This is a genomic window from Cohnella massiliensis (assembly GCF_900169535.1).
Classification (GTDB): domain Bacteria; phylum Bacillota; class Bacilli; order Paenibacillales; family Paenibacillaceae; genus Cohnella; species Cohnella algarum.
In genome coordinates, this window is record NZ_LT821259.1 from 957,783 (window position 1) to 982,528 (window position 24,746).

20 protein-coding genes are annotated in these 24,746 nt (G+C 57.7%); all 20 read left to right on the top strand.

The annotated features are described in order from the left end of the window. The first annotated feature begins 53 nt into the window (after positions 1 to 53). Positions 54 to 713 (top strand): septum site-determining protein MinC, encoded by a 660-nt coding sequence (locus B7E11_RS18170; RefSeq protein ID WP_080837136.1) that lies wholly within the window; start codon positions 54 to 56, stop codon positions 711 to 713. 4 nt (positions 714 to 717) lie between these two features. Continuing rightward, on the top strand, positions 718 to 1,512 hold the full coding sequence (gene minD, locus B7E11_RS18175; RefSeq protein WP_080837138.1) for a septum site-determining protein MinD: 795 nt from the start codon (positions 718 to 720) through the stop codon (positions 1,510 to 1,512). A 6-nt stretch (positions 1,513 to 1,518) separates the two neighbouring features. After that, positions 1,519 to 2,673, top strand: a complete 1,155-nt coding sequence (locus B7E11_RS18180; protein ID WP_080837139.1) for an FtsW/RodA/SpoVE family cell cycle protein — start codon at positions 1,519 to 1,521, stop codon at positions 2,671 to 2,673. Between the two features lie 130 nt (positions 2,674 to 2,803). Next, a complete protein-coding gene (locus B7E11_RS18185) occupies positions 2,804 to 3,646 on the top strand; it encodes a M23 family metallopeptidase (RefSeq protein ID WP_080837141.1) in 843 nt (280 codons plus the stop codon). After that, the gene (locus B7E11_RS18190; protein ID WP_080837143.1) at positions 3,639 to 4,514 is read left to right on the top strand and encodes a M50 family metallopeptidase; all 876 of its coding nucleotides are present in this window, start codon (positions 3,639 to 3,641) and stop codon (positions 4,512 to 4,514) included. Before B7E11_RS18185 ends, B7E11_RS18190 begins: the two co-directional genes overlap by 8 nt. A 35-nt stretch (positions 4,515 to 4,549) precedes the next feature. Beyond that, positions 4,550 to 5,785 carry an Rne/Rng family ribonuclease gene (locus B7E11_RS18195; RefSeq protein ID WP_080837145.1) on the top strand — a complete coding sequence of 412 codons (1,236 nt, stop codon included), beginning with the start codon at positions 4,550 to 4,552 and terminating at the stop codon, positions 5,783 to 5,785. Between the two features lie 184 nt (positions 5,786 to 5,969). Next, positions 5,970 to 6,281, top strand: coding sequence for a 50S ribosomal protein L21 (rplU, locus tag B7E11_RS18200; protein ID WP_080837147.1), 312 nt, complete (start codon positions 5,970 to 5,972; stop codon positions 6,279 to 6,281). A gap of 14 nt (positions 6,282 to 6,295) precedes the next feature. Beyond that, positions 6,296 to 6,640: a ribosomal-processing cysteine protease Prp gene (locus B7E11_RS18205; RefSeq protein ID WP_080837148.1), complete on the top strand. Its 345-nt coding sequence runs from the start codon at positions 6,296 to 6,298 to the stop codon at positions 6,638 to 6,640. A gap of 5 nt (positions 6,641 to 6,645) precedes the next feature. Further along, positions 6,646 to 6,957, top strand: a complete 312-nt coding sequence (rpmA, locus tag B7E11_RS18210; protein ID WP_080837150.1) for a 50S ribosomal protein L27 — start codon at positions 6,646 to 6,648, stop codon at positions 6,955 to 6,957. Between the two features lie 77 nt (positions 6,958 to 7,034). Next, on the top strand, positions 7,035 to 7,811 hold the full coding sequence (locus tag B7E11_RS18215; RefSeq protein ID WP_080837151.1) for a Spo0B domain-containing protein: 777 nt from the start codon (positions 7,035 to 7,037) through the stop codon (positions 7,809 to 7,811). Between the two features lie 15 nt (positions 7,812 to 7,826). Continuing rightward, entirely contained in the window at positions 7,827 to 9,164 is a 1,338-nt protein-coding gene (obgE, locus tag B7E11_RS18220; protein ID WP_080837152.1) for a GTPase ObgE, read from the top strand. A gap of 127 nt (positions 9,165 to 9,291) precedes the next feature. Continuing rightward, the gene (locus B7E11_RS18225; protein WP_080837154.1) at positions 9,292 to 9,729 is read left to right on the top strand and encodes an ACT domain-containing protein; all 438 of its coding nucleotides are present in this window, start codon (positions 9,292 to 9,294) and stop codon (positions 9,727 to 9,729) included. An 82-nt stretch (positions 9,730 to 9,811) separates the two neighbouring features. Continuing rightward, positions 9,812 to 11,098, top strand: coding sequence for a homoserine dehydrogenase (locus B7E11_RS18230; protein ID WP_080840877.1), 1,287 nt, complete (start codon positions 9,812 to 9,814; stop codon positions 11,096 to 11,098). A gap of 117 nt (positions 11,099 to 11,215) precedes the next feature. After that, on the top strand, positions 11,216 to 12,256 hold the full coding sequence (gene thrB, locus B7E11_RS18235; RefSeq protein ID WP_080837155.1) for a homoserine kinase: 1,041 nt from the start codon (positions 11,216 to 11,218) through the stop codon (positions 12,254 to 12,256). Further along, positions 12,253 to 13,140 carry a prephenate dehydratase gene (gene pheA, locus B7E11_RS18240; protein WP_080837157.1) on the top strand — a complete coding sequence of 296 codons (888 nt, stop codon included), beginning with the start codon at positions 12,253 to 12,255 and terminating at the stop codon, positions 13,138 to 13,140. Before thrB ends, pheA begins: the two co-directional genes overlap by 4 nt. Positions 13,141 to 13,170: 30 nt before the next feature. After that, positions 13,171 to 14,049: a branched-chain-amino-acid transaminase gene (ilvE, locus tag B7E11_RS18245; protein WP_080837159.1), complete on the top strand. Its 879-nt coding sequence runs from the start codon at positions 13,171 to 13,173 to the stop codon at positions 14,047 to 14,049. A 183-nt stretch (positions 14,050 to 14,232) separates the two neighbouring features. Beyond that, positions 14,233 to 16,407 carry a LysM peptidoglycan-binding domain-containing protein gene (locus tag B7E11_RS29085; protein ID WP_139787245.1) on the top strand — a complete coding sequence of 725 codons (2,175 nt, stop codon included), beginning with the start codon at positions 14,233 to 14,235 and terminating at the stop codon, positions 16,405 to 16,407. A gap of 68 nt (positions 16,408 to 16,475) precedes the next feature. Then, a complete protein-coding gene (locus B7E11_RS18255) occupies positions 16,476 to 17,192 on the top strand; it encodes a BofC C-terminal domain-containing protein (RefSeq protein ID WP_080837161.1) in 717 nt (238 codons plus the stop codon). Positions 17,193 to 17,497: 305 nt separating this feature from the next. Further along, positions 17,498 to 18,454, top strand: a complete 957-nt coding sequence (locus B7E11_RS18260; RefSeq protein ID WP_080837162.1) for a copper amine oxidase N-terminal domain-containing protein — start codon at positions 17,498 to 17,500, stop codon at positions 18,452 to 18,454. A 1,305-nt stretch (positions 18,455 to 19,759) separates the two neighbouring features. After that, positions 19,760 to 24,493, top strand: coding sequence for a glycoside hydrolase family 78 protein (locus B7E11_RS18265; protein WP_080837165.1), 4,734 nt, complete (start codon positions 19,760 to 19,762; stop codon positions 24,491 to 24,493). Positions 24,494 to 24,746 lie beyond the last annotated feature (253 nt).

Here is a 24,746-nt window from a genome sequence, read left to right on the forward strand (position 1 = left end):
AGGAATTCGGGCCGGTCTGGCAGAATTGGTAACGTAGGGAGGAGCGAGTAAAATTGAACGGCAAATCGGCGATTACGATCAAAGGCGTCAAAGAAGGGCTCGTCTTCCTGCTTGACGACCAGTGCGACTTCGTGTCCCTGTTGGACGAGCTTCAAGCCAAGCTGGACAAGCACGAGCAGCAGCTGGCGGGGCCGATCGTGCATATTACCGTCAAACTCGGTTCCCGCAAGTTAGGCGAAGAAGACAAGGAGCGGATTCGTTCCGCTATCAGAAGACAGGGCAATTTCCTGGTCCAGAGCATCGAAAGCGACGCGGAAACGGAAGAAGAGGCAGCCCCCGGAAACGAAATGCACACGATCGCCGCCATCGTCCGTTCGGGCCAGACGATCGAGCTGGTCGGCGATCTGCTGCTGATAGGCGACGTCAATCCGGGCGGCACCGTGCGCTGCACCGGCGATATTTATATTATGGGAGCGCTTAGAGGAATCGCCCACGCCGGTTATCCGGACGGTACCGGCGCGATCATCGCGGCGTCGCGCATGACGCCGACGCAGCTTCGCATAGCGGACGTCATCAGCCGGCCGCCCGAAGAATGGACTTCGTCCGAACCTTGGATGGAATATGCTTATTTGCGCGACGGTGTGATGGAAATGGACAAGCTGACGCATTTGCACCACCACCGCAAACAAGTCTTGCATTTCAAAGGAGTGTAAAACGATGGGAGCAGCGATCGTCGTAACTTCAGGCAAAGGCGGCGTCGGCAAAACGACGACGTCGGCGAATCTGGGAACGGCACTGGCGCTAATGGGCAAAAAAGTATGCATGGTCGATACGGACATCGGCCTTCGCAACTTGGATGTCGTCATGGGACTCGAAAACCGGATCATCTACGATCTGATCGACGTCGTGGAAGGGCGCTGCCGGTTGAACCAGGCGCTTGTGAAGGACAAGCGGTTCGATGAGCTGTACATGCTTCCGGCCGCGCAAACGAAAGACAAAAACGACGTATCCCCCGAACAGGTCCGCAAGCTGATCGAGGAACTGAAGCCGGATTTCGACTATGTGATCATCGACTGTCCGGCCGGCATCGAACAGGGCTTTCAGAACGCGGTCGCGGGCGCGGACGAGGCGATCGTCGTCACGACCCCGGAAAACGCCGCGGTTCGCGACGCGGACCGGATTATCGGCCTACTGGAGAAAAAAGGCATTGCCTCGCCCAAGCTCGTCATTAATCGGATTCGCCCGAATATGCTCAAAAGCGGCGACATGCTGGAGGTCGACGATATTTGCCAGGTGCTCGCCATCGACCTGATCGGAATCGTGCCGGATGACGAGAACGTCATCAAAGGCGCCAATCATGGCGAGCCTACGGTAATGAATCCCGCTTCCCGCGCGGCCATCGCTTACCGCAACATCGCCAGGCGCATTCTCGGGGAGACGGTTCCCCTCATGCATTTGGAAGAGAAAAGCGGCATGTTCGGGCGGGTCAAGAAGTTTTTCGGAATGGGTTGATTCCGCTTGCTGAACCGACTGAAAAATATCGATTGGCCGATGCTGCTCATCCTGTTCGCCTTCATGGCGATCAGCACGCTTGTCGTCCGCAGCGCGACGATCAACGACGCCGCCAACTTCGCCAACTCCGACGTGAAGACGATGATTTTTTACGGCGTCGGGTTTGTCGTTCTTCTTTTGATCACGCTGTTCGACTACAAGCTTCTTTTAAAGACCTGGTACGTCTGGTATGCGATCGGCATTTTGACGCTGATTCTCGTCTATTTCTTCGGGATTTCCCGCAACGGGGCCCGCGGCTGGTTCGATCTCGGGGGAGGGCTGACGTTTCAGCCGGCGGAACTGATGAAGCTTTTCCTGATCATCGCCGTAGCCGCCGTCATGGGCAGGCGTCAGGGGGATCCGCTTCGGTTCCGCACCGACGTTCTCTCCATTGCGGGAGTCTCGATCGTGCCGTTCGCGCTCGTTATGATTCAGCCGGACCTCGGGAACGCAATCATTTATATTTTTATCGTGCTCGGCATGCTGTGGATCGGAAACGTCCGCTACACGTACGTGCTGATCGGACTCGGCGCCGTCGCGGCCGGTCTCGTGCTGTTCGTGACGCTGTTCAACGTGTTCAATACGGAAATCAAGGAATTTCTCTCCACTCACGAGAAATCCCACTGGTACGAGCGCATCAATACGTACATCCATCCGGAACAGGCTTCGGCGGACGAGCGAAGACAGTCCGAATACGCCAAAATCGCGATCGGATCCGGCGGCTTGACCGGCGACGGGTACATGCAGGGCGAATCGAAAAACCGGAAATTCATCCCCTACACCTACTCGGATTCCATCTTCGTCGTCATCGGCGAGGAGTTCGGGTTCCAGGGCGCGGCCATTTTGCTTTTGCTTTATTTTATCTTTATCTACCGAATGATCCTGATCGCTTACCAGTGCTACGATTTGCGAGGGTCGTTCATTATTATCGGCATCGCTTCGATGATGGTGTTCCAAATTTTCCAGAACATCGGAATGATGATCGGCATTATGCCGATTACCGGGATTACGCTTCCGTTCATCAGCTACGGGGGCACGTCGCTTATCCTGAACATGATCTGTATCGGCCTCGTCTTCAGCATTAAGGCCCATCAGGAAAAATATTCGATGGACGACAACTGACCGCAGACCGTCTGCGCCTTCCCGAACCGCCGCCGGCGGGGAGGGGGCGTATTTTTTTTGCGTTGGTCTAAAGCTCGCTTGTCCGCCATATCGTGGTACAAACCATTTTTGCGGACAAGGGGCGATTTCGATGCAATCTCGGAAGAACGTCGGGGAACGAAGACGTCAAAATCATGACGAAGCCGATCCGGAAAGATGGTGGAAGGAAAGGCAGCGCCGGTTGAACGGCGGCGATTGGGAGCCGAGCGGGCTTACCGGTTTGCGAAGCCAACCCGGCGAGAGCGCACGCGCGAAAACGGATAAAAACGACTCTTCCTACGGAAAAGGGCCTAATCATCCGTTAGGAAGGTTTATGAAAGGGCTGCTCATTCGAACGGCGATCGCAGGGGTCCTGTTGGCGGCGGCTTGGGCGGGCTTGCGGCTGGAGCTTCCCGGAAGCGCCGAGGCGAAAGAGTGGGCGCTGGACGCGGTGACGCGCGACATGGATTTCCGGGCGGTCGAGACCTGGTATGGAAACACGTTCGGAGGTTCGCCTTCGTTTTTGCCGAGTTTCCGGCATCAGGAACAATCGCGGCCCGTAAGCGCGGAGTGGAGCCGGGATGCGGTCGTGCCGCCGCTTGCCGGCCGTTTGGTCGAAACGTTCGGCGAAGGCGGAGACGGCGTGCGGATCGCGGCCGAGGAAGGCAGCCCGGTAGCGGCGGTGCATACCGGAAGGGTGACGCAAGTGACGGCCGACGAGGAGGGGGCGGCGACGATATCGGTGCAGCATGCCAACCGCGTCGTCACCGTGTACGGGAACGTCATCGACCCGGAGGTGAAGCCGGGCGATTGGGTGGAGGCGGGGCAAAAACTCGGCGAGCTCGGGACGGGACGGACGGGCGACGGCAGCCTTGCGGGCGAAGGCACGCTGTTTTTTGCGATCAAGCAAAACGGAAAAACGCTCGACCCGGCGGAAGTGGTGCCGTTTGATTAAATGGCGGGGCATTTCGTTCAAGCTGCACCCTCTGTTCGTCCTCCTGATGATCGGCTCCGTCCTGACGGGACGGTTTTTGGAGGCGGCGACGCTGTTCGGCATCGTGCTCGTACACGAGCTCGGCCATTTGATCATGGCGCTTCGCTTCGGCTGGGCGGTCCGAGAAGTGAAGCTCCTTCCGTTCGGCGGCGTCATGGAGACGGAAGGCGCGGGGACGACTCCGGTGAAGGAGGAAGTGTGGGTCGCGGTTGCGGGGCCGCTGCAGAACGCGATATTGGCCGGCGGGGCGTGGGTCGCGGGACAAGCGGGGCTGGTCGACGCGTTATGGGTGGACGACTTCCTGAAGGCGAACGCGACGATCGCCCTGTTCAACCTGGCGCCGATCCTGCCGCTGGACGGCGGAAGAATGGTTCAGGCGTGGATGAGCCTGCGGCTGCCGTACCACAAGACGCTGCTATGGACGGCGAGAGGCAGCGTGGGTTTAAGCGCGTTCGTCGTCCTGCTGTCCGTGTATCCGCTGCTCCGAGGCGGTCTTCTGCAGCTCAACCTGCTGCTGATCGGCCTGTTTTTATGCGCTTCGAACTGGATGTATTTAAAAAACGTTCCGTACGTGTTCCTTCGGTTTCTCGTTCACCGCGCCAAACGGTTCGAAAGCCGGATCGACGGAGGCACGCTCGCGCAGCCGATCGTCGTCGCCGAGCACCGGCCGCTCTCTTCTGTCGTCCATCTCCTGATGAAGGAGCGCTATCACCTCGTTTATGTAATGAGCCGGGGAAAAATCGCCCGGGTCGTACCGGAAGGGACGATGATCGACGGCTTTATCGGCACGCTGACAAACGGGCATGCGGACTTGCGCTTTTTCAGGTAAAATAGGAGAAACGGGTTTGGGAGAGGGGGGCAGGCATGAAACAGCTGCTCGTTCATTGTTCGCGCAACATCACGCAGTCCGCCCTTGTCGAAGACGGAAAACTGACCGAATTCAGCGTCGAGCGTTCCGAGAGCTCTTCGCTGGTCGGCAATTTTTACAAAGGCCGGGTCGTCAACGTGCTTCCCGGCATGCAGGCGGCTTTCGTCGATATCGGCCTGCCCAAAAACGCGTTCCTGTACGTCGACGACGTGCTGCATCCCCACCTCGACAAGCAGCCCAAAGTAAAGCCGCCGATCGCGGATCTGCTTAAAGTCGGGGACGAGCGGATCGTTCAGGTGATGAAAGAGCCGCTCGGCGGCAAGGGGGCGCGAGTGACGACGCATTTCTCGCTGCCCGGTCGGTCGCTTGTCTACATGCCGTATGCGGATTACGTCGGCGTTTCGAAAAAAATCGAGCACGAGCAGGAACGAGTCCGGCTGAAGCATATGGCCGAGGAGCTGCGCAAGCCGGGAGAGGGCGTCATTTTGCGCACCAACGCGGAAGGCGAAAGCGCGGACTCGCTCGCGAAGGATTTGGACGAGCTGCGCGGCATTTGGGAGGGGATCGTCGAAGCGGCGGAAACGGCCGCCCCGCCCAGCGAGCTGCACCGGGATTTCGGTCTCGTGCAGCGTTTGATCCGCGACGTGTTTACGCCGGATACGGAAGAGCTCATCATCGATGACGAGCACGCTTTCCGCCATGCGCGTTCCTTTTTGCTGAAGACCGCCTCCGGGCTCGAAGACCGGCTCCGGCTGTACCGCGATCCGGTTGCCTTGTACGACAAGTTCGGCATCAACGAGCAGCTCGAGAAGGCGTTCCAGCACCGGATTTGGCTGGAAAGCGGCGGCTACCTCGTCTGGGACCAGACCGAAGCGCTGACGGTCATCGATGTCAACACGGGGAAATTCACCGGCACGGTCGACCTCGAAGAAACGGTATTCCGCACGAACGCGGAGGCGGCGGTCGAAATCGCCCGCCTGCTTCGGCTGCGCGACGTCGGCGGCATCGTCATCGTCGATTTTATCGATATGGAAACCGAGCGGCACCGCGACGAGGTCGTCCGGCAGCTCGAAGCCGCGATGAAACGGGACCGGACGAAATGCCAGGTGCTCGGCTGGACGCGGCTCGGGCTTTTGGAGCTCACCCGGAAAAAAGCGCGCGCCAACGTCGAATCGTTTTTTTACGAGACGTGCGTTTCCTGCAAAGGCAAAGGGAAAATCTTCATTCGCTAAGCTTTTTGTTGTAATTGCGCAGGGTCTGTGGTAGAATTCTATAGTGCGTGCAAAGTGCTCTAGTGGAATTGCATGCTGTAACCGCACTCCACGGGTTCGGAAGACCGGGATTGCCCGCGAAGCTCGCTTCGCCGCGGCGTCCGGCACCCATCGAGGCGAGTCTTGGACATGAGGAGGTGCACAAATGTACGCGATTATTGAAACCGGCGGCAAGCAATACAAAGTGCAAGCCGGCGACGTTCTGTTCGTGGAGAAGCTGGCGGCTAACGAAGGCGACAGCGTGACGTTCGACCGCGTTCTCGCCGTATCCGGCGACAACGGCTTCGTGACCGGATCCCCGCTCGTTTCCGGAGCATCCGTAACGGCTAAAGTCGAGAAGCACGTCAAAGGCGAGAAGATCATCGTCTTCAAGTATAAACCGAAGAAAAACATCCGCAAAAAGCAAGGTCATCGTCAACCGTACACGAAAGTGACCATCGAATCGATCAAGGCTTAAGCTGGTAGAGCCCGATGATTACGGTGAATATCTTTCGCAAGGCTGACGGTCGGATAGAACGCTTTGCCGTAACCGGCCACGCCAAATACGCGGACCCCGGACGAGATATCGTTTGCGCTGGCGTATCGGCCGTGACGATCGGAGCGGTCAATGCGATTGAGAAGCTGACGGGGCTTGTTCCCGACGCGGAGGTTGTTTCCGGTTTTTTGTCGGCGACCGCTCCGGCGGGAGAAGACGAAGAACGGAACGGCCAAGTGCAACTGCTGCTGGAAGGCATGCTTGTCGCGTTGCAGTCCATCGCGGACGAATACGGCAAGTACGTGAAAATAAAAGAAAAAATAGCGAATAAAGGAGGTTGAGATCCATGTTGAAGCTGAATCTTCAGTTGTTCGCCTCGAAGAAGGGCGTAGGCTCCACGAAGAACGGCCGCGATAGCCGTTCGAAGCGTCTCGGCGCGAAACGCGCCGACGGTCAAGCCGTCACCGCGGGCAGCATCCTGGTGCGCCAACGCGGCACGAAGATCCACCCGGGCAACAACGTCGGCATCGGCAAAGACGACACGCTGTTCGCGAAAGTCGAAGGCGTCGTCAAGTTCGAACGTTGGGGACGCGACCGCAAGAAAGTCAGCGTATACCCTGCCGAACAAGCGCCTGTTGCCGCAGCTCTTGAAGGCTAATAATTCTCACCCAGAACCCCGGCCACCGCGTGAGCCGGGGTTTTTGGTTCAAATGACCGAAGCGGGGAAGTCGCATAATGTCAAACCATCGGATCGCGTGGGCGGCAGCTCTGGCCGTCTCACATCTCCTTCCGGGCGCCGCGGTGTTCGTCTGGCGGGAAGCATGGTGGCCCTTGATCGTTTTTGTGCTGTGGAGCGCCCTGGCCGCGCTTCTGTTCGTCGCCGCCGACCGCCGGCAAGACCGGCGCCGGCACGATCGGCTGATCGCCCATACCCAGCGCGCAGCCGTCGAGATGCTGGGCCAGCACCGGCACGATTGGATGAACGAAGTGCAAATTTTGTACGGCTACCTGAAGTTGAAAAAATACGATAAAGCCATTGACGTCGTGGACAGAATAAGATTGCGCATGGAGAAGGACAGCCGCATTTCGCGGATCGGGATTCCGGGGCTGGCCGTCTACTTGCTGTCTTTTCGCGCGGCGGGCCATACGATTCGCCTGGAGGCGGAAATCGAGGAAGGCTGGAAGCCGGAGCTCGCGGGTCCGGACCCGGACAAGCTCACCGGCGCGGTGGCCGCCCTGGTGAACGTCGTTCGAATTCATGCCGCGGTCCCTCGCGAGGAGCCGCCCACGCTTTGGCTTTACTTCGGCGCGGACGGGCGGCGGGCGCGATTGTCCATGGAATTCGACGGGGAAGTGCCGGCGAGGGACATCGTCCCGCAAGAAATGGAGCGGGCTTTGGACGGCTTCGGGAGCGTCAAGGAAGCTTCGGAGGCCGGGGGCGGCGAAGAGGCCGGCCGCCTGCGCTGGACCGTCGCTTTTCCGCCTAACGAACGAATCGATCAGCCTGCATAACGGAGTGAATTCATCATGTTTGTAGACAAGGCGAAAATATTTGTAAAAGGCGGAGACGGCGGGGACGGGCTCGTCGCGTTCCGCCGCGAGCTTTACGTCCCGGAAGGCGGCCCCGCGGGGGGCGACGGCGGCAACGGCGGCAGCGTCGTGTTTCGCGTCGACGAGGGTCTTCGGACGCTGATGGACTTTCGGTACCAGAAGCACTTCAAGGCGAAGCGCGGGGAGAAAGGGCGAAACAAATCCCAGCACGGCGCCAACGCCGAGGATCTGATCGTGCGGGTGCCGCCCGGAACCGTCGTGTACGATGACGACACGGGCGAGCTGATCGCGGATATGACCCGGCACGATCAGGAAGTGGTCATCGCCAAGGGCGGCCGCGGCGGACGGGGCAACATTCGGTTCAAGAGCCCGGCCAACACGGCGCCCGCCATCGCGGAAAACGGCGAGGAAGGCCAGGAGCGGTGGGTCGTGCTGGAGCTGAAGGTGATGGCGGACGTCGGGCTCGTCGGCTTTCCGAGCGTCGGCAAATCGACGCTCCTGTCGGTCGTGTCGGGCGCCCGCCCGAAAATCGGCGCCTACCACTTTACGACGATCACGCCGAATCTCGGCGTCGTCGAGCTGGACGACGATCGCAGCTTTGTCATGGCGGATCTTCCCGGGCTGATCGAAGGCGCGCATGCCGGCGTAGGCCTGGGCCATGAATTTCTCCGCCACGTCGAGCGGACGAGGGTCATTATCCACGTCGTGGACATGTCCGCGATGGAAGGGCGCGACCCGTTCGACGACTGGGTGAAAATCAACGACGAGCTGAAGCTGTACAACGAAAAGCTCGCCGATCGGCCGCAGATCGTGGCGGCCAACAAGATGGACATTCCCGAGGCCGAGGAGCATCTGGCGCCATTTCGCGAAAAAGTCGAAGCCGCCCGTCCCGGCACGTTGATCATGCCGATTTCCTCGATTACGCGTCAGGGCGTCAATGAATTGCTGTACAAGGCGGCCGAGCTGCTCGAATCGCTGCCGGACGCAGCCGAGACGGCGGACGACGAAGCTGCCGAAGCGGCGGACAACGTCGTTTACCGGATGGAGCGCAAGCCCGATCAACATGAATTTACGATTTCCCGCGACAACGAAGTCTACGTCGTGGAAAGCGAATCGATCGAAAAGCTGCTGAAGCGGACCCAGTTCGGTTCGTACGAAGCGGTCATGCGGTTCGCCCGCATTCTTCGCAATATCGGCGTCGACGCGGAGCTTCGCAAACGCGGCGCCCGGGACGGAGACACGATTCGGGTCGGCGACTTCGAGTTCGAATTTTTCGAAGGCGGCAAGGACGCGTATTTGTTCGAAGACGAGTAAAGCTTTCAGGTCCGGCGCCTTTGCGGCGTTCGGGCTTTTTTTGTTTCCGAGCCTATTGCCGGAAAGCGCCGATTTCGGTATAATGTCCACTATGAACAGACATTCGTCTTTTCTGGGAGGACGGAAAATGGCCGAGCGTTATTTCGTTGTCCGCGAGGATCTGCTGCCGGAGGGCATTTTGAAAACGGAGCAGGCAAAGGCGCTGCTGAGACGCGGAGAAGCGGCCACCGTCCACGAGGCGGCGGAACGCGTCGGCCTTAGCCGCAGCGCGTTCTACAAGTACAAGGACGGCGTATATCCGCTTGAGCAGACGGCCCGCGAACGCATCGCGACGCTGTCGATGGATTTGGAGCACCGCTCCGGCGTGCTGTCGAAGGTGCTCGGCACGCTCGCGGTGAACGACGGCAACGTGATGACGATCTCGCAATCGATCCCGCTGCAGGGCCTTGCCAACGTGGTCGTGACGATTGACGCTTCGCAGCTGGCCGGAACGCTGGGCGAATTGATCGACAAGCTGAAATCGCTGGACGGCGTCCGGCGCGCGACGGTCGTGGGCCGAAGCTGATTTCGGCCGCGGCGATCCGTTATATTTAAAAAGGAATGAAGCCTGAAATCGCTGGCTTACCCGAGGAGGAAACGTACACATGATCAAACCGGTAAAAGTCGGCTTGCTCGGTCTTGGGACCGTCGGCACCGGCGTCGTTCGCATCGTGCAAGGGCACCAGGACGATTTGCAAAGCCAGACGGGATCCCCGATCTCGATCGAGAAAATTTTGGTGAAGGACCGCTTTAAATCGAGAAGCATCGCGGTGGAGCCGTCCAAGCTGACGGAGGATCCGTGGGAAATCGTTCGCGATCCGAATATCGACGTCGTCGTCGAGGTCATGGGCGGAATCGAAGAAACGAGGAAGCTGATCCTGGAGGCGCTCGACCGCGGCAAGCACGTCGTCACCGCCAACAAGGACCTGATGGCGCTGCACGGCCAGGAGATTTTGGCGAAGGCCCACGAGAAGGGCTGCGACGTGCTGTACGAAGCGAGCGTGGCCGGCGGCATTCCGATTATCCGGACGCTGATCGAAGGCTTTTCCTCGGACCGGATTACGAAAATCATGGGCATCGTCAACGGGACGACCAACTATATTTTGACGAAAATGAGCCAGGAAGGCGCGGCGTACGGCGACGTGCTGAAGGAAGCCCAGGCGCTCGGCTACGCCGAAGCCGACCCGACGTCCGACGTGGAAGGGCTCGATGCCGCCCGCAAAATGACGATTTTGTCGACGCTCGGCTTTCGCGCCAACGTGTCGCTCGAAGACGTCGACGTCAAAGGCATCAGCTCGGTGTCGCAGGAGGATATCCGCTACGCCCAGCAGTTGGGCTACGAGGTGAAGCTGCTCGGCATCGCCGAACGGCAGGACGACTACATCAGCGTCAGCGTGCAGCCGACGATGGTGAAGCGCAGCCACCCGATCGCTTCGGTGAACGGCGTGTTCAACGCGGTGTATGTGTACGGCGAAGCGGTCGGCGAAACGATGTTTTACGGCCCGGGAGCGGGCGAGATGCCGACGGCGACTTCGGTCGTCGCCGATCTTGTCGCCGTCGTCAAAAACGCGAAGCTGGGCATCAACGGACGCCAGGCGGCAATCGCGTACAAAGAAAAGAAGCTGAAAAGCGACGAACAGATCGCCTCCAAATATTTCATGCTGCTGAACGTGGAGGATCGGGCAGGCGTGCTGGCGCAAATCGCCCAGGTGTTTTCCAAGTTCGACGTCAGCATCGAGTCGGTCATGCAGCCGGTTACCGCCGAAGCGGGCGGTGCGGAGCTGATCATCACGACCCACAGCGTCAGCAAAGCGGCGCTGAGCGACGTGCTGAAGGCGTTCGGGGCGTTATCCTTCATCCGGGAAATCAAGAGCGTATACCGCGTCGAGGGCTGAAGCGAAGAGGCTCGTTAAGGCATTTGCAACGCGCTCGCACAGGCGTTCATGCCCGAAAACTTTCGTGCCCGAAAGGCATTCGTGCCCGCACAACATGACATTTAAAGGAGTTTTCATATGCGTTATCCGAACGATACATTGGTTTCCGGAAGCGATTCGGCCGTCCGCGACCGCGTCGTTGTCCGGGTTCCGGCCAGCACGGCCAATCTGGGGCCCGGGTTCGATACGCTCGGGATGGCGCTTTCCTTGTACGCGTGGGTGGACATGCGCCCTTGCGCCGCGGGCGAGGAGACGACGATAACGCTCCTGGGCGAAGGCCTTGACGGCGTCGCGACGGACAAGTCCAATATCGTGTATCAGGTGGCGCAGTCCGTGTTCGAAAAAGCGGGCGCGAAGCTGCCCGAGCTGCATATCGCGATCCGCAGCGACATTCCGCTGACCCGGGGGCTCGGCAGCAGCGCGTCCGCGATCGTAGGCGGGCTTGTCGCCGCGAACGCGCTGATCGGCGGCAAGCTGTCCGACGATCGGCTGTTTCAGATGGCGACGGAAATCGAGAAGCATCCGGACAACGTCGGAGCTTCGCTGTTCGGCGGCATCGTCGCGGCCGCCTGGGACGGCGAGCGCGCCGAAGCGGTGCGGTTCGATCCGCCGCGGGGCCTTGCGGCGATGGTCGTCATTCCGGCGTTCGAGCTCTCGACGAAAAAGGCCCGCGGCGTGCTGCCGGAGCGGCTGACGCTCGGCGACGCCGTCTTCAACGTGAGCCACAGCTCGCTGCTTACGGCGGCGCTGGCGACGGGACGGCTGGACGTCTTGCGCCACGCGATGCGCGACCGGCTGCATCAGCCGTTCCGCGCGGCGCTCGTCCCCGGCATGGAGACGATTTTGCGCGAAGCGCCGGAGCATGGCGCTTTCGGGGCGGTGCTTTCGGGCGCGGGCCCGACGCTGCTCGCGCTCGCGGAGGCGGCTCCCGACCGTCACGGGGAGCTGGAGCGCTTCGTGACCGAGGCGATGGCCCGCGAGGGCATCGAGGTGGAGATCCGTTGGCTGGACATCAGCCTTAAGGGACCGGAGATCCGGACGATCGGATCGGATGATCCCGATTTTGGGAAGGAGCCGCAGCAGGTGCTGCCGGCCCCGGAAACGGAGGCAAGCAAGTGAGCGCTTCATCGAAGCCGACCGTCGCCGCGCTTCCGAAAGGAAGCTTTTCGGACGAAGCGGCGCGATATTTTTTTCGCAATCGGCCGGTCGAGCTGGTTTATCATAAAATGATCGCCGACGTCTTCAAATCGACGGACCGGGGAGATACCGATTGGAGCGTCATTCCGATCGAAAACACGATCGACGGCTCCGTCAGCCTTCACACCGACTGGCTGGTGCATGAAGTCGATCTCCCGATTCGGGCGGAATGGGTGTTTCCCGCCGTGCAAAATCTCGTAGGCCGCCTGCATGAATTTAAAGGCGGCGAGGGAGGCGGCTGGAACCCGGCAAGCATCCAAAAAGTGTTCAGCCATCCGGTCGCGATGGCGCAGTGCTACGATTTTCTCCGCTCCCGCCTGCCGCATGCCGAGCTGGAGACGCTCAGCAGCACGGCGGAGGCGATTCGGACCGTTTCCGAAAACCCGGACCGCGGCTGGTGCGCGATCGGCACGAAAACGGCCGCCGCCGAATACGGTTTGGATGTGCTGGAAGAAGGCGTGACGGATCACGACAACAACTATACCCGGTTTTTGCTTGTCGGTCCGCGGTCCTTCGAGGACGATACCGCGCCGCTGCGGAAGACGAGCATCCTGATCACGCTGCCGGAGGACTATCCGGGCGCGCTGCACCAGGTGCTGTCGGCGTTCGCCTGGCGGCGGATCAATCTGTCCCGGATCGAATCCCGCCCGACGAAAAAGAAGCTGGGCAACTACTACTTTTTTATCGATATCGAGATGTCGCTGGACACCGTGCTTCTCCCTGCGGCCCTCGCCGAAATCGAGGCGATCGGCTGCCAGGTTCGCATATTGGGCTCGTACCCGAGCTATCCTTACGAAGAAGCATAGCAAATTGCCAATTCCGGAGGGTCGAACAAGATGGCAGAGCAATGGATCTATTTGAACGGCAGTTTTGTGACGAAGGAAGACGCGAAAATATCCGTTTTCGATCACGGATTTTTGTACGGGGACGGCATTTTCGAAGGCATTCGGATCTACGAAGGCAACATTTTCCGCTGCAAGGAGCACCTTGACCGGCTGTACGATTCCGCCAAATCGATCATGCTGAACATCCCGCTTTCCTACGAGGAGATGCAGGAGGCGCTCGTCGAGACGATCCGCAAAAACGACATGAGAAACGGCTACATTCGGCTGGTCGTATCCCGCGGCCCCGGCAATTTGGGCCTTGATCCGCTGCGGTGTCCGGCGGCGTGGGTCATCATTATCGTCGAGCAGCTTTCGATTTATCCCGAAGAAGCGTACCGCGAAGGCTTGCGTTCCGTTTCCGTCAGTCCCCGCCGCAATCTGCCCGACGCGCTGAATCCGAAAATCAAGTCGCTCAACTACCTGAACAACGTGCTGGTTAAAATCCAGTCCAACCTGGCGGGCGTCGGGGAAGCGATCATGCTGAACTCCCAAGGCTACGTGGCGGAAGGTTCGAGCGACAACATCTTTATCGTCAAACGCGGAACTGTCTACACGCCGCCTTGCTACGTCGGGGCGCTGGAGGGCATCACGCGGGGCGCGATCATGGAGCTGTGCGGCAAGCTCGGCTATCCGCTCAAGGAGGAGCCGTTCACGCTGCACGACGTGTACACCGCGGACGAGGTGTTTTTCACCGGAACCGCCGCCGAAGTCATTCCCGTTCGGGAAGTGGACGGCCGCGTCATCGGCGTCGGCCATGCCGGTCCGATCACGACGAAGCTGCTGGAGGAATTCCGCAAAATCGTGACGGTAGAAGGCGTACAGGCATTTTAAATCAAAATGGCAAGCGGCAACCGGGGGCCCGAGCGGGGGCTTCCGGTTTTTTTTCGCGTTGGGATGCGCCCGGAACTTTTATTCGCGCATAGATGTCAAACGCCCATCTCCTGCATAGGATGTAATGGTGGTGCCAGGGCATTCGCCCGCACGTGAACGATCATGCGCTCAGGAGGGAACGGCGTGAAAATCCATATGGTGAAAAAAGGAGATACGTTGTATTTCATCGCCAAAAAGTACAACGTATCTCTGGAGGAGCTGATTGCGGCGAATCCGGAAATTTCGAACCCGGAGGAAATCGACGCAGGCATGAAAGTCAAAATTCCGATGCCTGCCCAGCCGACGTTCGAAATTATGCATCAGCATACGGTACAACAGGGCGATACGCTGTGGAAGCTGTCCAAGGCTTGGGGCGTTCCGCTGGAGTCGCTTATCAAGGCGAATCCGCAACTGAAAAATCCGAACGTTCTGCTGACGGGAGAGGTCGTCAACATCCCGAAGGTCGGCCAAAGCCAAGCGATGGCGGAATCCGGAGGCGGGACGGTCATCGGCGGCGGAGCCGCGAATCCGGGAGGCAATTGGTGGCCTCCGGGCAAGAAAAACACGGGCGTCGTCCCCGGAGTGCAGGCGCAAGCCGAAACGGGCGTCATACCGGGAACCGGCGGCAAAGCCGGCACGGGGGTCAAGCCCGATACCGGAGCGAAGCCGGAGGCGGGGGTGAAACCGGGACCGGAAGCGAAGCCGGAGACGGGGGTGAAAACGGAGACCGGGGCGAAACCCGAAACCGGAGCGAAACCGGAAGCCAAGGTCAAGCCCGAAGCCGGCGGGAAAACCGAGAAACCGATCCAACACGCGCCGGCCCCGGCCAAAGCTTCGCAGAAGCCGCTCGAGTCCGACATCCTCACCGCGCCTTCCAATCTTCTTGCGAATGTCGAGCCCAACCTTCAGCCTAATATCCAGCCCAACCTCCAGCCCAACCTCCAGCCGAACGTTTCCCCCGCTCCGGCGCCTGTATTCGAAGGGCAATCGGCCAAAATCGACTTCGAGCCGCACGGCGATTTGTTCAAGCCTTTTCCGGTTCCGGCTTATGAAGTCACGGCTCCGGTACAGGATGTGCCGTGCCCGGACAACGTAGGCGGCTTCGGACACGGTTACGGATGGGGAACGGACGCATTCGCTTCTCCAAGCAGCTTCGGCTACGGCTGGGAGCACGATCATGCGCAGGTGTCGCCCGCAAGCGAAAATGCCGCATTCGGACCTTCTTCTTTCCCTGTCGGGGCGGAAGCGGCAAATCCGTATGGCGGTTACGGCACGCAGGGCGGATGGACCGACCCTTACGGCCATAGCGGATACGGCGGAGGCTACGATCCGGGTCATGAGGCTCCGTTCGTTTCTCCCGGCGCGGTGCCGGCGAACGTTTCTCCGGGAAATGCCGCCTTGTCCAACGTGTCCCCGTCCGGCGTATTCCCGTCCAACGTGTCCCCGGCTGCGCAGTGGCCGAAAGGGGGATGCGACCCATGCAAAGGAGCGCCGATCTGGACGGGACCGGCCGTATCTCCGGCCTCGTTGATGCCAAACGGAGGTTATCCGGTCGCCGGCTCCATGAGCTCGCCGTTTTCATTTGGCGGGTATCCGGATCATGCCGGCCCGAACGCCGCCGTCGGGGGGGCGGGGACATCCTATTTCCCCGGTACAGTCGCACCGGCGGCAGGAGAAAACTGGCCGGGAGCATTGACGATGGGGGCGGCTTCGAACATATCTCCGGCTTCGGTCGCATCGAACATCTCGCCGGCGTTCGCGTCGCCGAACGTATCCCCGGCTTCGGTTGCGCCTAATGTTTCTCCTTCTTCGTTTGCGCCAAACGTCTCTCCGGCTTTGTTTGCGTCCAATGTATCTCCGGGTTCGGTCGCGTCGAACATCTCGCCGGCGTTCGCATCGCCGAACGTATCCCCGGTTTCGGTTGCGTCCAACCTTTCTCCGGCTTCCATCGCGCCGAACGCGGCTCCCGAGTTTGCCGGCCCGAATGTGTCTCCGGCGTTTGCCGCGCCGCATGGCGGCTATGGCGGCTATGGAGGTTACGGCAGTTATGGTAGTTATGGCGGTCACGGCTATCCGGTTGCTTATGAGCCGCTTTCCGGCATTCCGCCGATTCCTTCCTTGCCGCCGCTGGGGGGCTTGAACGACGATTGCGACCGTCCGGTGGAGGAGCCAAGTCCCGTCTCGAAGGAACAGGGTGAGGCTCCCGCCGCGACAACCGCGGCCAAAAAGAAAACCGTAAAGCTGAAAGTCAAATCGAAGGCGGCCGAATCGAAACCTAAACAACGAAGGAAAAAGAGCCAACCCTGGATCAAGTGGTAACAACTAGCGAATAATGACGGAATCCCCGGGCAGAATAGGGATAAAAGCAGCAAAGAAGGGGATTCGCCGTGTTCGGCATAAGGCTGAAAAATTTAAAGAAGCGTCTGAAACGTCAACGCAGGCCGATTTGGTCTTTGGGCATGTGGGCGGGGGCTGTCCTTGCGGCAACCCTCGCCGGCGCCTATCTTTCGTATCAATACGTGAGCGGTTGGACGGCCATAGCTCCCGGTCATGGAGGCGATTTGCCGGCTTGGTCGGACAACTCCCCCTCCTTGTACGAGGACGAAACGACGCCTAGAGGTCAGACGATGGCGGTGTTAGCCAAACGGGAAGGCGAAGTGGAAATCGTTTTGCATCGCGTCTACTTGTGCGGAGAAGAATCTCGAAAGCTCGGGCGGCATACGACGCTGGAAACGATCGAGCTGCTGAAAGCGCATCGGGAATGGAGCGCTTCTTTTGATCAAAGCGGACGAGTCGTGATGGAGGAATCCGTCGACGATCTTTCGCCCGCTTGCCGCAAAACGGCGACGATCGGCATGGATGAAGACGGCAATCTGTCTCTGTACGACGGTCCGCCGCGGAAGGAAAACGCGATTCGGACTTTTTTCCAACTCGATGTCGGTTCGCTTGAAAGCAGCTTGTCCAAGGAGCGGCTAAAGGAATTGGCGCAAGGCATTCGCGTGACCGACCGCGATGAATTCAACAGCGTGCTGTCGACGTTCAGCGACTTTGCCCGGCAAAAAACGGCCGATGTGATGACGCCGGTGAACGGAACGGAACATTAATCGGTTAAAATCGCATTTTGCTTGACGAATTTCGGCATCCCTTTTTATAATAAGGGTAACCAAAATATTGAAATCGTTCAGGAAGCACCTGAAGACCGCCCGACGGCGTCTTTGGGTGCTTCTTTTTGTTTGCCGTTTTCGGGTCCGTCCTTGGCGTGCGTTGCATTCGTACATTGAGAACTGAATAGGCCGGCCTGTTTCCGAAGCGCAAGAAGCGCAATAAATGTCGATTTTTCAGGCGATATGGGCGCATGCGTTTGGTATAATTGGAAACAAATAGTTGACGATTAAGGGAGAGATATGGGATGAAAAGGAAATTCGTATTTACGCTGAGCCTGCTGTTGACGTTCTTTCTGACGGTGCCTGCGGCGGGGGCAGCTTCGTCTATTTCGTACGGGATTCCGAACATAAACGTGCTGCTGGACGGGAAACGTCTTGCGTTTCCTGACGTCTGGCCGCAGGCCGATGCCAATCAGCGGGTGCTGGTGCCGATTCGCGTCGTTTCGGAAAACCTTGGCGCGAAGGTGGACTATGCCAATAACAAGATCACGATTTCCCAGGACGGGAAGACGATCGTTTTGATCATTGGAAGCAAAACGGCAACGGTGGACGGCAAGGCGGTAACGTTCGACTCGGCGGCCGTCGTGAAGAACAACCGGACGCTCGTGCCGCTGCGGTTCGTCTCGGAGGCGCTTGGGCAGTCCGTGGAGTGGAATGGTGTAGATCAGTACGTATGGATTGGGAAGAAGGATGTGCCGGTTGTGGACGACGTTATTAAGGGCGCGGCTGTTGAAGAGTACACCTATCTTTTCAGTAAGCACCCAAATGTACTTACTTCTTCCGGGGTTCCACGAACCGAGGTTTGGGATATAAAAGAAAGCCAATTGCCCATCATGATTCCTTATGGCTTTAAGAAAGATCCTTCTAAGCCCGATTCTTGGGATTCGATTTTCTATGGCTTCTCCATCGTTTCGATTGAGGGCAAGAAGTATATCAAAATTCACTACTCAGGGACTTCTCATATCCGCATCCGGTTGCTTACTGATGATGGAATTCCGAGAGGTCGAGCAAAGAATCCTAACCTGTCTGCCAAAGATACAGATGGTAGCTACATCGAATACTACCCGTTATTGAATTCGGGAGATGAATTGTATGGAGATCCGGATTGGAACAAACTCCAAATCAGCGACGTGAAGTACATTCAGCTTCTTTATGACAGCAAAAATTACGTATTCATCCAGAATCCCTATTATAAAAGTTAACGGAGGTTAGGCATCCGAATGAAGAAAAAGAAAGCCTATCTTTCCCTTCTTTTGGTATTTGCGATCCTTTCGGGAATCACTTCGCCAGTACCTTTTCACAATGTACAGAGAGCAAACGCGGCAAGCACCTTGTCCTATGTTTCTGGCTACAGTATCGGGGACATGACAACCAATTCCGGCAATATTTTTTACGCCGTTGCTATGTTCAGCTATACGACGCAGACTCGGGACGACGGCTCCTGGTGGCCGGTAAATCCGGGAACAACCGCTGGGGCTGCGGGCGGCGTGTCCTTCAATTACAGTTTTGATCTTCCTTACAATAAATTAGTTGAGGACGTCGAGGTTTCTGCTTATACAGGAGCACTTTACAATACGACTTCACCCGATTGGCAAGCTGTATGGAAACAATCCCGTGTAGATGCGTGGGAGAACTATTCCGAAAATATTAGCTCAAGTTACGGGACCAACATCATAGAATCGTCCAAACAAGGCTTGAATACTTCATCGGTAAGCTTCACCCTAAAACTGACCGATTCATCCGTTATTGGCGCTGCTGCTCCACAATATGTCGATGTAGGGACGAACAAGAAATCGTTGACGGTCTATTTCCCCATGCTCCTGAAGATCAAAGTAACGCCTAAGTTTATTGTGAAATATTGGGATACGAACGGAAACAGCCTTGATTCGATTTTCGGAAACTATGATCAAGTCATGGTGAGAGGAAGCACCTATAGCGGCAAGACGCCACCCGCTCATGAGAATTACACGTATTTTGGCTACGACAAAACAATGCAAGACGACAAATCGCCCTCTTTGTCTAATGCCGTATCGGGCAATCCACCAGCATTCACGTACGACGGAACTTATAATTCTTACGTACTACACCTTTATTACAAACCAAATGGCGGCGGCGGTGGCACTCCGCCTCCTACGCCGACGCCGCCACCGGATGACGTGGAGGGCACGATTCATGTCCGGCACATGGTTCGGACAAGCTCAACGGGCAGTTTCAGCAAGGTAGAGGAGAAGTCAATTTACGTCGATTCGCTCCCAGCAAATGAAACGATAAGCTCTAACAATTCGCACGGAACTTTGCTCGGCCGGAACCAAAGTCGAAACGGGTATTCAGATGCGCTCAATAACATCAAAGGATCGATCACCGTTAATCTGTACGAGGGATCGGCCGAATCCTGGGTCACCTTTTTCTATGAAAGTTCGGGCGGCGGGGGGACGCCGGAACCGGACGTGAATCACCCTCCGGTTGTTCAAGCCGCTTGGTCCAAACCAAACGCAAATGTGGGAGATGTGGTCAGTCTCCAAATCACCTCGATCAGCGATCCGGACTATCCGGACGATTGGGTCGAGGTTGTCGGATGGGACTTCACCAAAAGCACCGAATGGCTTGCCGGCCTGCCTTCGCAGTACAATATGAATTTAACCAGTTCATCGTTTAGCGGCATCACGGCGAATCGAATCGGCTCCCATACGGTGTACGTGACCGTTGAGGACTCGCACGGCGAACGGGCGACGGCTTCGGCCACGCTGAACGTCATTGATCCGAAGCCAATCGCGATTATCGATGCACCGACGGTCGTGAAAGAGAATCGACCGCTGCCTTCTCCGATTGACGGCAGCCGATCCTACAGTCCGATCGGCAGGGACATTGTGGACTATGTTTGGACCAACAAGCAAGATAAGTACCCAGTTCCCGGCACGGAAACGGTGACGCTAAAGGTTCAGGACGACGAAGGCCGCTGGTCCGACGTGACGACGCATGACATTACGGTCATTCCGGACGAGCCTCCGATCGTCACGCTTTCGGTGCCTCCGGAGGAAACCCGGCTCGGAACGCTGACGGTCAAAAGCAATGCTTACAGTCCGGACGGCGACAAGATCGTCTCCCGCGTGTTCCAGTACAAGTACGATGCGAATAACGACGGCTTCGATAACGACGCCTGGCAGACGTATTCGACGGCCAATGTGGATTCCTATGCGTTCAAGCCGACGCGGGTCGGCAAGTATTTGTTCCGCGAATCGGTTTGCGAGGATTATGGCAAGTGCGGAAACTCGGACTCGCAGCCGGAGGCGCAGCGGACGGCCGACATCAAAAACCTGGCACCGGCGATCGACGTGAAAACGAGCGGCAGCATCACGGATCCGCCCGAGACGTTTTCCTATCTCATGTCGGATCTCTACGCAACCGGGCGCTTCGTCAATCTGAACACGAGAGCGGTCGGAAACAAGAACAACTGGAAACTGGAGAACGGGATATTAAAGACGAAGACGACCATTAAACTCAGCAACATTGGACAAGTCGTTCAATTCCCGTTTTACCAGCTGTATGACCGGAACAATCAAGTGAAGGCCGGATACTTTTTCCAGGGATCAACCTACTACTACGGGATTAACTCGTTAGGTTTGGAAGAAAATTTGAATCAGGCTCCCTTTGCCGGGCTTCAAAACAATAACGCATCCTTCCAGACGGTAACGCCTCCGCAATTGGCCGGCCAGGCCATCATCGCCATTAGGGAGGACGAGAAGTATACCTACATTGAAACCAGAAGATCCGATTATACGGGCTCACTCTACGTTTATAACAAATCGTTCGGACTTGTATGGTCGAAATATTTAGGAAACAATCTTAGCTTTGCTCGGGGGGAGGTAGGCGGGAGAATTCATTATGGCAGTTCGGACGGTCAACTCCTTATTCATAACAATACGGTCTATGTCGGTGTCATGGATCCCGGGAATCCCCAAAAATACAACCTTATTGCCTTGGACCGGGATACGGGGGCCGAAAAACACCGGATAGTGTACGACGCAGGGTCTTATTCGGGGATTCATACCGCTGCCGGACTTCCGGATGGCATTTTCGTCGAAAATAACAAGTACAACTTTTACGGTCAATGGGTGGCCTCCGCCCCGATTACAGACGGCAGCGTGCCAAGTTCAATTCTCGGCGTGTCTCAGCGGTTCGGCCGGGCGATCTCGTTCGAGAACAAAAACGGTTACTGGACAAATAATCAGTTCAGCCGGAATACGGGGGACTTCTCGGTCGCTTTTGATTTGGGGAACCCTGCAAGCGGCACTCAGAGCAATAGCCCCTACACGTTTTTGGGGTTCGATGCGGAGGGCACGAGCTACGGTATTCATAATTATTATGGCTCCTACTCGATTCAGCGGCATACGTTGTCCGGGATGGCTTTCAAAACGCCAATATCGATTCCCGACAACAGCGGAATTGTGGAAATTTTGGGGAAAGATTCGGCCCATCGGATTTGGATCAGCACGCAAAACTCAAGTCGAATCCCGGTCGTTCATGTCTACAATGCAGACGGACAGCTGCTTCAATCGCTTTACCCGTTCGGGAATTTGTTCCAGGGCAGCGTCGATAAAATGTTTATCGGCTCCGATAATGTCGTGACGCTGTTCGGCATGTATTACAATGGCTCGGGCTATCAGGTGCATTATGCATCGTACAATCCGGATACGTTCGGGGTGATGGCGAGCGGCGCAACGCCAGCGCTGCCGTTTATGCCCGCCTATATTTATCCGCATGACGATCAAAGCTTTTTGATCGAGCAGAGAGGCGACGCGAGCGGACATCAGCTTTACTTGCTGAGAACGTCCGGATCGCTTTCGAAGCCGAAGTTGTTTGAGGCCGGCGAGCCGACGCCGGACATCGCGATCGGGGCCTCGGTTCCCGTCGGAAATACGGTTCGCGCCAATTTCATGCCGAACAACGCGACGGGCAAAGGCGTTGGGTATCTGTACCGGGTACAGGACGACTACAACTATTACAGCATCGAGTTCGAAGACGGCCAGCTGCGCGTGAAGAAAACGGTCGGCGGATCGGCGCACACGGTATTCAGCAAAGCCTATCCGATCGTTTCCGGAAACACGTACGAGGTCATGATGATCCCGACCGGCAGCGGATTCGACGTGTACGTGAATAAGCTTTGGCAGGCCAACATTACGGAAACCGGCTGGCCGACCGGCCGATTCGGCGTCATCAGCCGCGGCCATGAGGACGTGTCGTTCATCAGCGCGGGTTTCTATGCGGGCCGAAATCAAACGGGAACAATCGAGGGCGTCGTGCTGGTTGGAGAGACGATTACGTATGACGTCATCTATAACGATCCGGAAGGCGATCCGCGACTGACCGCGTTTGAGGAATGGAAGTACACGCATAATCCCTATGTGTTCCTGCAGCCGGTTGGCGTGTGGAACAGCGGAGGGCAGCGTTTTGTCAATCCGATCACGTCGTTCGCATGGCCGGGCGAGTACACGTTCACGTTTAAAACGAAGGACGATCCGCATCCGGAGCATCGGTATCCGGACAACGCGTTTGACGCGTACCGCAAGGAATCGAACGAGGTCACGGGTAAAATCCGGGTGCACCGGGCACCGATTGCGGATCAGGACGTGATTTTGAATCCGGACCATACGATTTCATATGTGGACCGGTCATACGATCCGGACCGGTATGATCCGAGTAACGGCCAGTATTCGACCGAGAACACCGGCATCAACTACGCGGCGACGCGCGGCGTCATTGAGCGGAAATACCGGTACCGGAACGCTAATTCGATGACGTATGTGTACGCGCAGCCCCACCGGTTGACCGCCGGCAGCTACATCGTGGAGTTGTCCGTCAAGGACGAGTACGGCGCATGGAGCGATTGGGACTCCGATCTGATCGTCGCTTCCGGTTCTCCGGTGTTGCCGCCGAATCCTGGGTTCACGGTCGATCCCGTTGTTGGGTATCGGGGAACGCCGTTTTTGATTAACTCAACGGCGAGCGATCCGCAGGATGGGCCACGGGAAAACTTGGCGCATCAATACTGGATTAAAAATTTGGCCGGCGGGTCGGAAACGTTGCAGAGCGATTCGCGGACACAATGGACGAAGACGTTCAACAGCATGGGCACGTTCCAGATCCGTCAGGTGATCATTAACAGCTACGGGCTGTACGGCGAAGCGACGAATAACGTCTCGGTCGTAAACCGCAAGCCTTCCGCTAACGTGATCGAACCGGCCAGCACAAATGCGAATAACCCGACAGTTTACGATATCCTGCGTCCGACGTTCCATTGGACGTATAGCGATCCCGATGGAGATCCGCAAACGCAATATCAGCTGCAGGTCGTCCGCTCCAACAGCGGGGGCGTGGTCGCTTTGGACACCGGAGCGAGAGCAGGTGGAGTGCCAAGTTGGGTTCCGACGGCAGATTTGCCGGAAGAAACGCTGCTTTACGTCCAAGTTCGCGTACATGACGGTTACGACTGGTCGGATTGGAGCGCGCCGAAATATTTCTTTATCGACACGAACAAGCCGCCGACCGGGGATTTCAGCTGGAATCCGACATTGATCTACGAGGGGGATACGGTTGCATTCCGAACGGCGGTCGACGACCCCGATCGGGATCCGCTTGCGATTACGTACTCGATTGCGCCCCCGGCCGGACCGGCTCAAGTTTTCGATTACCATTGGACTTATCCTTACCCGACAACAGGCCCGACCCTTCGCATGGAGACGGTCGGCGTTTGGACGATCAAGCTGGTCGTATCCGACGGCAAAGAATTCGTTACGGCTACCAAGACGTTGTCGGTGCTGCCATTGGAGATTGCGGGAAGGGTGTCGCATACGGAGGAATGGGAAGCGAACCGCCTGAATTATAACGCGAAGCATCCCGATGCCCAGAGGCCCGCCGATTGGTTCTGGGCGGGAGAAGCGTTCGTGCTGGATGCCGTCGTGACGGATACGGGCGCGTCCGCGACTAAGCCGGTCCGCGTGACAGCGGATGCCGGCTCGGGATTAAAGAAAGAGTTGTCCGGAACGAATCCGCCCCGGCTCTCGTTATGGAACGGCACCTTGCGAAGCGAGGACGCCGGCTTCCCGTTAGTCGATCTTGAAGAAGGAGAATATACCTTCACGTTTGCCGTCACCTACAGCAACGGAGTCGTCAAAACGGACCGGGCGACCATTCGGATCGTGGACACGGTGGATCACTACGTGCAGGTCCATAGAGTCCGCTAGGCAAGAAACGAACCAAGGATGGCGATTCCGGCTCTATTCGCGGGGACCACCAGCGTCCCAACCGTTCGGCGCTTGTCGGACGTTATCCGGTTACGACTGCCGTACCTCATGCAGGCACCGTGTCTGCTGCAGGTACGGTTTTTTTGCATCATCCGAACGTTTACGTTCTTCCCCCTCGCGAAAGCGTTTTGTGGAAGCTTAGGGGACGGCGGAAGGGGACCGATTCTGCGGAGAGAGCTTACGTTGGATTTTG